The organism is Burkholderia sp. Bp8998 (genome assembly GCF_003854235.1).
GTDB lineage: Bacteria > Pseudomonadota > Gammaproteobacteria > Burkholderiales > Burkholderiaceae > Burkholderia.
In genome coordinates, this window is sequence record NZ_QTQF01000007.1 from 89,924 (window position 1) to 100,983 (window position 11,060).

Consider the following 11,060-nt stretch of genomic DNA (forward strand, 5'->3'; position numbering starts at 1 on the left):
TCAGTACGGCACGTCGCCGACGATGCCCGCGCGCTCCATCTTGCGCACGCACGGCGGGTAGTCCATCACCGCGTAATGCTGCGTGCTGCGGTTGTCCCAGATCGCGACGCTGTTCTTCTTCCAGCGCCAGCGCACCTGGTATTCGGGGATATGCGCCTGGCTGACCAGGTACTGCAGCAACTGGCCGGCGCCGGGGTTCGCGTCCTGCCCGAATCGCACGCGTGCGGGCGTATGGAAATTCGTGAAGTGCGTCGTGAACGCATTCACGTACAACACCTTCTCGCCCGTTTCGGGATGCGTGCGCACGACCGGATGCTCGGCGTCCGGGTATTGCGCCTTCAACGCGAGACGCTTGTCGATCGGCATCGCCGCGCCGAAGCTCGCCTCGATGCTGTGGCGCGCGCGCAAGTCCCCGATCTGCTGCTTCACGTCTTCCGGCAAATGCTCGTATGCAAGCACCATGTTCGCCCACATCGTGTCGCCGCCAACCGGCGGACCCTCGATGCAGCGCAGCACACAGCCGAACGGCGGCGCCACGCGCCAGCTCGCATCGCTGTGCCACGCATTCTCGTAGCGGTCGTTCGGCTGGTCGGGCGACTTGTAGATCCGCACGAGCCCCGGGTGTTCGGGGTCGCTGCCGGCGACCGGATGATCCTCGAGCTCGCCGAAGCGGCGCGCGAATGCGACGTGCTCGGCACGCGTGATGTCCTGGTCGCGCAGGAACAGCACGCGATGGCGCAGCAGCTGCGTGCGGATCTCGGCGAACAGGCCGTCGTCGTGCACGGCGTCGGCGAGGCTCACGTCCAGCAGCTCCGCGCCGATCGCACAGGTCAGGGGTTCGACTCGCATGCGCGTCTCCTCAGACGATGAACACCGACGAGCCGGTCGTCTTGCGCGACTCGAGGTCTCGATGCGCCTGCGCCGCGTCCTGCAGCGCATAACGCTGGTTGATTTCGATCCGGATGCGGCCGGCCGCGACGTGCGCGAACAGCTCGCCGGCCAGGTCGTTCTTCTCGGCGGGATCGGCGATGTAGTCGGCCAGCGCCGGGCGCGTCAGGTACAGCGAGCCCTTCATCGCGAGGCGCTGCGGATCGAACGGCGGGATCGGGCCCGACGCGGTGCCGACGCAGACCATCAGCCCGCGCCGCTTCAGCGAATCGAGCGAGCCTTCGAAGGTGTCCTTGCCGACGCTGTCGAACACGACGTCGACGCCGGCGCCGTCCGTCAGTTCGCGCACGCGCTTCGCGACGTCCTCGCGGCTGTAGTCGATCGTATGGTCGCAGCCGTGCGCGCGGGCGATCGCGGCCTTGGGTTCGCTCGACACGGTGCCGATCACCGTGAGCCCGAGCAGCTTCGCCCATTGCGACACGATCAGCCCGACGCCGCCCGCGGCCGCATGCAGCAGGATCGTGTCGCCCGGCGCGAACGCGTGGATGCGGCGCAGCAGGTACGCCGACGTCAGCCCGCGCATCGTCATCGCCGCGGCCGTGTCGCATGCGATGCCGGCCGGCAGCTTCACGAGCGGCGCGGCCGGGATCAGCCGTTCGGTGCTGTATGCGCCGAGCGTGTTCAGGAAACCGGTGTAGGTCACGCGGTCGCCGACCGCGACGTTCGTCACGCCGGGGCCGACCGCCTCGACCACGCCGGCGGCCTCGACGCCGATGCCCGCAGGCAGCGGCACCGGATACAGGCCGCTGCGGAAATACGTGTCGGCGAAGTTCAGGCCGACCGCCTCGTGCCGCAGGCGGACCTGGCCCGCGCCCGGATCGCCGACGTCGACTTCTTCCCAGCGCAGCACGTCGGGGCCGCCGGTTTCGTGGAATCGCACTGCATGTGCCATCTTGTTCTCCGTAGGTATTCAGTCGGATGCGTGTTCCGCATCGTCGGGTTCGTCCGCGCCCGGCGTCGTCGCGGCCGGGCCGCTCGCCGGGGGCGTGTCCAGTTCGTTCCAGTCGGCGTCGCCCAGGTAGCGCCGCGCGGCCGGGAAAATCACGCCTTCCATGCGCCCCATCTGTTCGAACGCGCCGCGCGCATAGACGGCGAGCGCGGCATCGAACGCGGCCGACGGCAACCCGTCGGCGGCGAGCCGCGCCAGCGCGTCGAGCGCGTGCGCATCGCGGCGCCGCTGGCGGTCGAGCTCGTCGAGTTCGGCCGCGGTGCTCTCCGCACGCCTGCGCAATGCCGCGCAGAGGCGTGCTTCGGCGGACGTGCCGAAACGCGCGTTCTGCAGCGCCGCGAGCGATGCCAGTGCCGCCCGCGCGGCGTCCGCGTCCGCGTCGGCCGTCGGCCGCGTTGCCGCGGTCGAGCCTTCACTCGCCATCATCAGCGCCGTCAGCCGCTCGCCGAGCGCGCGATGCGCGGCGAGGCAACGGGCCATCACGCGTGTCTCGGCCGGTGCATGCCGCGCCGGGCATACGAGCACCGGCACGCTGCTCGTCTCGAGCAGCAACCGCCGTTGCGCGGCTGCGCCGGCATCGGCATCGTGCGGCAGCGCCGCGACGCCGATCAGGTCGCAGTCAAGCGCGCCGGCGAGCGCGCCGGGCGACGTGTCGGCGGCCGCCGGGTAGCCGGCCCCCGGATGGCCGGCCCCCGGATGGCCGGCCCCCGGATGGCCGGCCCCCGCGATCGCATGGGACAGGCCCTGCGCCCGCGCGGCGGCTTCCACTTTCGCACCGTGTTCCGGCATCCGCGCTCCGGATAAACGCGAGTCGGGCGTGGCGCCGGTCAGCACGAACGTGACCCGCGCGCCGACCGCACGCGCCAGTTCGAGCGCAGGGCCGATCGCGTCGATGCCGCCGGGCATGCCGTCGACCGTCACGAGCAGATGGCGATACATCGTGCCGCTCCGCTTATCCGGCGTTCGGCGCGCTGCGTCGCGCGCCGGTCGATACGATGTTCATGGCCCCTCCTCGTTGCATTCGTCAATCGCGTTCGTCACGCATCGGAACCCATGCTATCGACCGGACGGCGGTGCGGCCCCACTCGTCGCGGGGGGGATTGACGCGCGAACGCGGTTCGGTCGATCCTTCCCCCCACACCCACCCCGGACGCTGGCCCGCACGGCATCGCCGGATTCCGACTGCTGCCCCGATGGCCCACCCACCCGATCGCGCCGACGCGCCTCCCACCGAACTCGTGCTGAAGACGACCGCGCCACGCGTGCCGGCGCAGTTGCTCGCGCGTGCGCGGCTGAGCCTCGCCGCGCCGGCGTTCGACGCCCGGGCCGTCACGCTCGTGCAGGCGCCGGCCGGCTACGGCAAGACCTCTCTGCTCGCGCAATGGCGGCGCGAATCCCTCGCGCTCGGCCGTGCGGTCGTGTGGCTGTCCGCCGACGAGCGCGACGACGCGCCGCGCCTGCTGCAGGGGCTCGTGCAGGCGGTGCGCACCGGTTGCGCGCGGCCGGGCTTCGGGCGCCTGGTGCCGGACGGCGCGGCCCGCGCGCTGGAGGGGCTGACCGCGTGGCTGGCCGAAGTCGCGCAACTGTCGATCGACGCGCTGTTGATCGTCGACGACGCGGAGCGGCTGCCGCCCGCCGGCCTCGACGCGCTGACCTACGTGCTGCACAACGCGCCGCAGAACCTGCGTGTCGTCGTCGCGGCCCGGCGCGGGCTCGATCACGCGGCCGGCGACCTGCTCGCCGGCGGGCAATGCACGCTCGCGGGCCCCGACTGGCTGCGCTTCACGCTCGACGAGACGATCGCGCTGGTCGGCGCGCGCTTTGCGCAGCGGGTCGATGCGGACGCGTGCGCGCGGCTGTTCGAGCGTGTCGACGGCTGGCCGCTCGGGCTGCAGCTCGCGATGGCCGCGATGGCGCGTTCGGCCGATCCGCGCCAGGCCGTCGACGCGCTCGCCGCGCGGATGGACGGCACCCGCGACCGGCTCGTCGAGCTGCTGCTCGCGAATTTGTCGGCCGACGACACCGCGTTCCTGACGCGCACGAGCGTCGCCGACCGCCTGCATCCGTCGCTGTGCGCCGCGCTGCTCGACGACGCGGACGCCCCCGACCGGCTCGCGCGGCTCGCGCGCGACACGCCGCTGTTCATCGCGTCCGACGATTCCGACTGGTGCCGGCTGCATCCGCTCGTGCGCGATACGCTGCGCGACCGCCTGGCGGCGGGCCCCGATGCAGACCGCAACGCGCTGCACGCACGCGCGGCCGCGTGGCTCGACGCACACGGGATGACCGAGGAAGCCGCGCGCCACGCGTATGCGGCCGGCCAGTTCGAGACGGCATACGCGCTCGCGCAGCGCTGTCTCGAGGACGCGATCAAGCAGGGCCGCATCAACGACGTGCTCGACTGGCTCGCGCTGCTGCCCGATGCGGAACTCGACAAGCGTCCGACGCTGCGGATCGCGGTCGCCTGGGCGCTGGCACTCGGCGAGCGCCATGTCGAGGCGCGGCGCCAGATCGCCGGCATCCTGGCCGACGCCGGCACGCCGGCCGCGATGCGCTACGAATGCGCGCTGATCCTCAGCGCGGCGGCCTACTACGCGGACGAGATCGACCAGTTCGTCGAGCTGTTCGAACCGTGGGCCGAGTTCACGCCGCCGGCGGCGACGTGGCTCGCGCAGATGCATGCGAACCGCCTGTCGGCGCGCGCGATCATCGTCGGCGAACCGGCGCAGGCGCGCCGCTTCCAGCAGGCCGCGCCGCGCGGCGAGACGGCGGCCGGGTTCGGCTACGTCGCGCGCTGGGGCGAGCTGATCACCGGCTTGAGCTACTTGCGCGAAGGCCAGATCCGGCTCGCGGACGACGCGTTGTCGCCGGCCCTCGCGCGCGCGGAAGCCGATCTCGGGCGCCGCCATCCGCTGACCTGCATGCTTGCGGCGATGTGCGCGGCAATTGCGTACGAGGCCGATCGCGTCGACCAGGCCGCCGCGCTGCTCGCGAACCGGCTCGACGTGCTCGAGCACGCGGGCACGCCCGACACCGTGCTGCTCGGCTACCGGACGGCCGCGCGGATCGCGCTGCTGCGCGGCGTCGAGCATCGCGCGATCGACCTGCTCGAAGCGCTCGACGCGATGGGTGTCGCGCGCCGGCTGCCGCGCCTGTCAGTCGCGAGCCTCGCCGAGCAGGTGCGCATTCACGCGGCGCGCTATCGCGAGGCGACCTGCCATGCGCTCGTCGAGCGGATCGATGCGATCGCCGCGGCCGAATTTCCGTCGCACGGGCCGCTGTGGCGGCGCCCGGTCGTGCTGCTGCAGGCGATGGCGCACGCGGGCGCGGCGCTTGCCGCGCGCCGCTGGGACGATGCGAGCGCGGCGCTCGACGAAGCGGCGGTGCTGGCCCGCGAAATGAGCATGGGACGCGAGCGCATCGAAATCATGGCGCTCAGCGCGTTCGCGCTCGAACAGTCGGGGCACGGCGGCCGCGCGCTGCTCGACGAGGCGATGAACCTCGCGGACATGTTCGGCCTCACGCGCACGCTCGCCGACGCGCATCCGGCCGTCGCCGACTGGGCGCGCCGCGCCGGCGACGAGGCGGCCGCGGGCGACGGTCCCGCGCGGCCCGCGCAGCCGCAGCCGCGCATCGTGCCGCCCGCGCCGCGCAGCACGGCCAGCCCGCGCGCGGTGCCGAGCGTCGTGCTGACACCCAAGGAACGCGCGATCCTCGAGCTGCTCGCGCGCAACCTGTCGAACAAGGAGATCGCGGTGGCGCTCGCCGTCGGCGAGGAAACCGTGAAGTGGCACCTGAAGAACCTGTTCGGCAAGCTCGACGCCAGCTCGCGCAAGCACGCGGTGCGCCGCGCGCTGGTGCTCGGGCTGCTCGAAAGCGCGCCTTGAAGAGCGCGCCCTAGGGCATGTTCACGCTAATAACGGGCTTGCGCTGGCCCCGAGAAGGGCCGAGCGCAAGGAATGCGACGAAGCGAATACTCGACGTATTCGCGAGGAGCATGACGCGGCGATCGGCCCTTCTGGGGGCCAGCCCCACGAATGAATTTTCCAAAACAGGGGAACGTGCCTTTCCGCCCGCACGTCCGTACCGGCCTTTGCCCGGCGGTTGACGGCAACCTCGTCGCCCGCCCCCCTTCGATTCTCCGCAACCCTGCCCCCCGCGCATGGGGGGGAGCGGCCGCGCGCCGTTGCGTAGTCTTTCCGCACGGCTCGCACCGGCGTCGCATCCCGCGCCCGCCCGCCTGCCTCGATGCTTCCCCGCTTTACCCGCACGGGCTCGATCCCGAGCGGTCCATTACGATCCTGGAGACTTCGATGAAGACGAAACTGGCCGCGCTCGCGGCGCTTGCCGGCTGTTCGGCGCTCGCGCACGCGCAATCCTCCGTCACGCTGTACGGAGTGGTCGACACGGGCCTGCTGTACCAGAGCACGTCGGCCGCGTCGTTCGGCCCGAACGCGCCGAACACCGGCAAGGTGTTCCGCATGAAGGACGGCGGCATCTATTCGAGCTTCTGGGGCATCAAGGGCAGCGAGGACATCGGCGGCGGCTACAAGATCAACTTCAAGCTGCAGGGCTCGTTCGACAGCGGCACCGGCAAGATGCAGCTGAGCGATACGCCGGGCACCGTCGCGATCTTCAACCAGGTTGCGTCGCTCGGCGTGTCGGGCCCGTTCGGCACGTTCACGGCCGGCCGGCAGATCGTGCCTATGATCTACGCGATGGCCGACACCGACGTGCGCAACGCGCAGTTCTTCGGCAGCGTGCTGACCGCGTGGCTCGGCCTGAACACCGCGGCCGGCTGGCCGGGGACGAGCACCAACGGCGCGATCGGCGCGCTGTACGACAGCAATGCGCTCGTCTATCAGTCGCCGACGTTCGCGGGCGCGTCGATCGCGCTCGAATACGCACCCGGCGGCGTCGCCGGACAGTTCCAGGGCGGCACGCGCGAATCGGTCGTGCTCAAGTATGCGAACGACGGGCTCGACGCGTCGGCCGTCTACTACAACGGCCACGACACGAGTCCGGCGCCGGGTGTCGCGCCGACCGGCGTCGACAACAACCGCTTCATCTACGTCGGCGCGAAATACACGATCCGCGACTTCTCGGTGTCGGCGTCGTACGGCAACGGCAGGAATCCGTCGCATGCGGACAGGGTGAATCTCGACATGCTGTCGGCGGGTGTCGGCTATCGCTTCACGCCCGCGCTGCAGGTCGCTTCCGCCGTGTACTACCTGAAGGACCGCAACCGCTCGGAGAACCGCTCGACGGCCGTCGTGCTGACGGCCGACTACAGCCTGTCGAAGCGGACGATGGTCTATGCGCAGGCCGGCCACGTGAACAACCGCGGCACCATGAACCAGATGCTCGTGTACGGGCAGCCGGTCGCGCCCGGGGTCGGCACGACCGCCGCGATGGTCGGGCTGCGGCACAACTTCTGACGACGCGGTGCGGTATCGCACGGCGCGATGCACGCGCGGCGGCGCTCGGCCGCGCTTCGCGGCCGTCGCCTGCAGCGATCGCGGGGATCGGCTACAGTGGGCGTTTTCGGCGCGCCCCGCCCGCCTGTCGATGCGTTCGTCCCGTTCCTGCCGCCGTGTCAGGGGCTGTCGGCGCCGCGCGGCCGGACGGCGGAGCGCGGATCCTCCACGTTGACGAGCGAACCTTCATGCCCGATCTGTCCGCCTTCCCGATCACGAAGAAGTGGCCGGCCCAGCATCCCGACCGTCTCCAGCTGTACTCGCTGCCGACGCCGAACGGCGTCAAGGTGTCGATCATGCTCGAGGAAACCGGCCTGCCGTACGAGCCGCACCTCGTGCGCTTCGACACGAACGACCAGTTGTCGCCCGAATTCCTGTCGCTGAACCCGAACAACAAGATCCCGGCGATCATCGACCCGAACGGCCCCGACGGCCGGCCGCTGCCGCTGTTCGAATCAGGCGCGATCCTGATCTATCTCGCGGACAAAACGGGCCAGCTGATCCCGAAGGATCTCGCGGGCCGCTACGAAACGATCCAGTGGGTGATGTTCCAGATGGGCGGCATCGGCCCGATGTTCGGCCAGGTCGGCTTCTTCCACAAGTTCGCCGGCCGCGATTACGAGGACAAGCGTCCGCGCGATCGCTACGTCGCCGAATCGAAGCGCCTGCTCGGCGTGCTCGACGCGCACCTCGCGAACCGCAAGTGGGTGATGGGCGATACGTACACGATCGCCGACATCGCGATCTTCCCGTGGGTGCGCAACCTGGTCGGGTTCTACGAGGCGGGCGATCTCGTCGGCTTCAACGAGTTCCGCCACGTCGCGCGGGCGCTCGACGCGTTCGTCGCACGTCCGGCCGTCGCGCGCGGGCTCAACATCCCGGCACGCGGCTGAGCCGCGCAGCGGGCTCGGCCCGGTTGGCTGTCCAGCCCGCCGCATCGCGCGGCGGGTGGTTTTCCCGCTTCCTTTCGGCGATTCCGTTTCCCGGCGTTGCGTTCGGCGTGACGATTCGGCGGCGCTATTTTCCTGCCGACGCCCCTTTCCCCAATCCCGCCAGCAGTTTTTCCAGCAACGCTGAAAGTTGTGCCTGCTCGGCCTCCGACAGCGCGGCCAGCATCGCGCGCTGATTGTCGACGTGCGCGACCACCACGTCGTCGATCAGCGCGCGGCCGGCGTCGGTCAGCGCGACCAGCGTGCCGCGGCCGTCTGCCGGGTTAGGCCGGCGCTCGACCCAGCCGGCCTTCTGCAGCCGGTCGATGCGCGCGGTCATCCCGCCCGACGACATCATCAGCGCGTCGTACAGCGCGGTCGGTGTCAGCGCGAACGGCGCGCCGCTGCGCCGCAGCGTCGCCAGCACGTCGAATTCGCCCGGCTGCATCCCGTAGCGCGCGAACAGCGGATTGAGACCGTCGCGCGCGATCACGAGCGCGGCCTCCTGCAGCCGTCCCATCACGAGCATCGACGATGCGTCCAGATCCGGACGCTCGATGCGCCATTGCGCGAGCGCATGTGCGGCTCGGTCCATTAACCCTCCTCGGCTCACCAGTTATCTTGACGTCGAGATAAATTCGCATTTATCTTGATGTCGAGATACTTTACATGAAAACGCACGGTCCCTCTGACGGAGGTGTCGTGCATCGATATCGAGGGCCAATCCATGAATCGCTTCACCTCCCCCGGCTGGCGGCTTGCCGCCATCGTGCTGGTCGGACTGAACCTGCGGCCCGCGCTGGCCGCGATCGGTCCGCTACTCGACATGATCCAGCGCGCGACCGGCATCGGCGACGGCGCGGCGAGCCTGCTGACGACGATCCCGATCCTGCTGATGGGCCTGGGCGCGCTGAGCGCGCGGCGGCTGCAGCGCGTGACGGGGATCGCGGGCGGCGTGTGGCTCGGCGTCGCGCTGATCGGGCTCGCCTGCGCGTCGCGCATCGGCGCGCAGCACGCGTGGCTGCTGCTGGCGAGCGCATGCTGCGCGGGCATCGGGATCGCGATGGTGCAGGCGTTGCTGCCGGGGTTCGTGAAGGCGCATTTCGCGACGCGGATCGGCGGCGCGATGGGCGTCTATTCGACGTCGATCATGGGTGGCGCGGTGCTCGCGAGCGTCGTCGCACCGATTGCCGCGGCGCGCTGGGGCTGGCTCGTCGCGCTCGCGGGCTGGGCATTGCCGGCCGCGGTCGCAGCGCTCGCGTGGCCGCTGGCCAGCCGTGGCGGCGTTGCGCTGGCGTCCGGGCCGAGGGCGGCATCGGCTTCGACGTCGGTGACGCACGCTCGGCCGTCACGTTCGCCGCGCGCATGGCGGCTCGCGGTGTTCTTCGGGATCGCGACGGGCGCCTACACGCTCGTGCTGGCGTGGCTGCCGCCGTACTACATGCGACTCGGCTGGTCGCCGACCGCAGCCGGCAGCCTGCTCGGCGGCGTGACGCTCGCGGAAGTCGTCGCGGGGCTGGCGATCTCGGCGACGATCGACCGCCTGCCCGATCGCCGGCCCGCGCTGCACGCGGCGATCGCGTCGCTGTTCGTCGGATTGCTGGTGATGCTGGCTGCGCCCGAAGCGCTCGCGATGCCCGCCGCGCTGCTGCTCGGTGCGGGGATCGGCGCGCTGTTTCCGCTGTCGCTGATCGTCACGGTCGACCATGCGGCGACGCCGGCTGACGTCGCATCGCTGACGGGGTTCGTGCAGGGCGTCGGCTATCTGATCGCGGGCCTGTTTCCGTTCGCAGCGGGTATCGTGCGCCAGCATCTCGCGGATCTGACGCCGGCATGGATCGCGATGGCATGCCTGTGTGTCGTGTTGTTCGCGCTGGCGGCAGGCTTCGCGCCGCAGTTTGCGCGGCGCGTCGCGCGGGCCTAGGGCGGATCGGACGCGGCGCGTGGGGCCACTGGCCGGGTGCGTTGCCGGCGCGCGGTTGCCCGGTGTTATTCAGCCGAGCCGGATTGCACGGTTAGCGCCGTTCGATCGCATACAGCGTCGAATCCGCGAACCCTTCCGCATCGAGCACGCGCCCGATCAGAATCAGCGCGGTGCGTTCGATCCGCGTGCCCTGCACCTTGCCGACGATGTCGGCCAGCGTGCCGGTCACGCGTTCCTCGTCGGGCCAGCTTGCACGATAGATCACCGCGACCGGGCACTCGGGCCCGTAATGCGGCAGCACTTCGTCGACGATCCGCGCGAGATGGCGCACGCCGAGATGGATCGCGAGCGTCGCGCGATGCGCGGCAAGCGCACCGAGCGCTTCGCCTTCCGGCATCGTCGTCTTGCCCGCGAAGCGCGTGAGGATCACGGTCTGCGCGACGCCGGGCAGCGTCAGCTCGACGCCGAGCGTCGCCGCGCACGCGGCCGTCGCCGTCACGCCCGGCACGATTTCATACGGAATCCCGAGCGCTTTCAGTCGGCGAATCTGTTCACCGATCGCACCGTACAGCGACGGATCGCCCGAATGCACGCGCGCGACGTCCTGCCCTTTCGCATGCGCAGCGGCGAGCAGCGCGACGATCGCGTCGAGGTCGAGCTCGGCCGTATTGACGACCTGCTCCGCGCGATGGCCGTCGAGCACGGCCGGCGGCACGAGTGAACCTGCGTACAGGATCACCGGGCACGTGCGCACGAGGCGCTGCCCCTTCACCGTGATCAGCTCCGGGTCGCCAGGGCCCGCGCCGATGAAATACACCGTCATCGAAAAATCT

The 11,060-nt window shown here is 70.6% G+C and carries 9 protein-coding genes; 4 read left to right on the forward strand and 5 right to left on the reverse strand.

What is annotated here, in order from left to right:
* From DIE06_RS10330 to DIE06_RS10340, 3 genes are read right to left on the reverse strand one after another with little or no spacing between them, the layout of a single operon-like run.
* Window positions 1–849: a TauD/TfdA family dioxygenase gene (locus tag DIE06_RS10330; protein ID WP_124661332.1), complete on the reverse strand. Its 849-nt coding sequence runs from the start codon at window positions 847–849 to the stop codon at window positions 1–3.
* A 10-nt stretch (window positions 850–859) separates the two neighbouring features.
* Entirely contained in the window at window positions 860–1,840 is a 981-nt protein-coding gene (locus tag DIE06_RS10335; RefSeq protein ID WP_124661333.1) for a quinone oxidoreductase, read from the reverse strand.
* A gap of 18 nt (window positions 1,841–1,858) precedes the next feature.
* Complete coding sequence (locus DIE06_RS10340) at window positions 1,859–2,836, reverse strand: universal stress protein (protein WP_124661334.1); 978 nt, start codon at window positions 2,834–2,836, stop codon at window positions 1,859–1,861.
* Window positions 2,837–3,090: 254 nt separating this feature from the next.
* On the opposite strand from DIE06_RS10340, the gene DIE06_RS10345 reads away from it, so the two are divergent.
* The 3 genes from DIE06_RS10345 to DIE06_RS10360 all read left to right on the forward strand — a co-directional run bounded on the left by DIE06_RS10345 (window position 3,091) and on the right by DIE06_RS10360 (window position 8,267).
* The gene (locus DIE06_RS10345) at window positions 3,091–5,784 is read left to right on the forward strand and encodes a LuxR C-terminal-related transcriptional regulator (protein WP_124661335.1); all 2,694 of its coding nucleotides are present in this window, start codon (window positions 3,091–3,093) and stop codon (window positions 5,782–5,784) included.
* A gap of 426 nt (window positions 5,785–6,210) precedes the next feature.
* Window positions 6,211–7,335, forward strand: coding sequence for a porin (locus DIE06_RS10355; protein WP_124661337.1), 1,125 nt, complete (start codon window positions 6,211–6,213; stop codon window positions 7,333–7,335).
* 227 nt (window positions 7,336–7,562) lie between these two features.
* Window positions 7,563–8,267, forward strand: coding sequence for a glutathione S-transferase N-terminal domain-containing protein (locus DIE06_RS10360; RefSeq protein ID WP_124661338.1), 705 nt, complete (start codon window positions 7,563–7,565; stop codon window positions 8,265–8,267).
* A gap of 124 nt (window positions 8,268–8,391) precedes the next feature.
* Here the strand turns inward: DIE06_RS10360 and DIE06_RS10365 are convergent, their stop codons facing one another.
* Complete coding sequence (locus DIE06_RS10365; protein ID WP_124661339.1) at window positions 8,392–8,898, reverse strand: MarR family winged helix-turn-helix transcriptional regulator; 507 nt, start codon at window positions 8,896–8,898, stop codon at window positions 8,392–8,394.
* Window positions 8,899–9,030: 132 nt separating this feature from the next.
* Between DIE06_RS10365 and DIE06_RS10370 the strand changes: the two genes are divergently transcribed.
* Entirely contained in the window at window positions 9,031–10,227 is a 1,197-nt protein-coding gene (locus tag DIE06_RS10370) for an MFS transporter (RefSeq protein WP_124661340.1), read from the forward strand.
* A 91-nt stretch (window positions 10,228–10,318) separates the two neighbouring features.
* On the opposite strand, the gene cobM is transcribed toward DIE06_RS10370, so the two are convergent.
* Window positions 10,319–11,050, reverse strand: coding sequence for a precorrin-4 C(11)-methyltransferase (cobM, locus tag DIE06_RS10375; protein ID WP_124661341.1), 732 nt, complete (start codon window positions 11,048–11,050; stop codon window positions 10,319–10,321).
* Window positions 11,051–11,060: the final 10 nt, after the last annotated feature.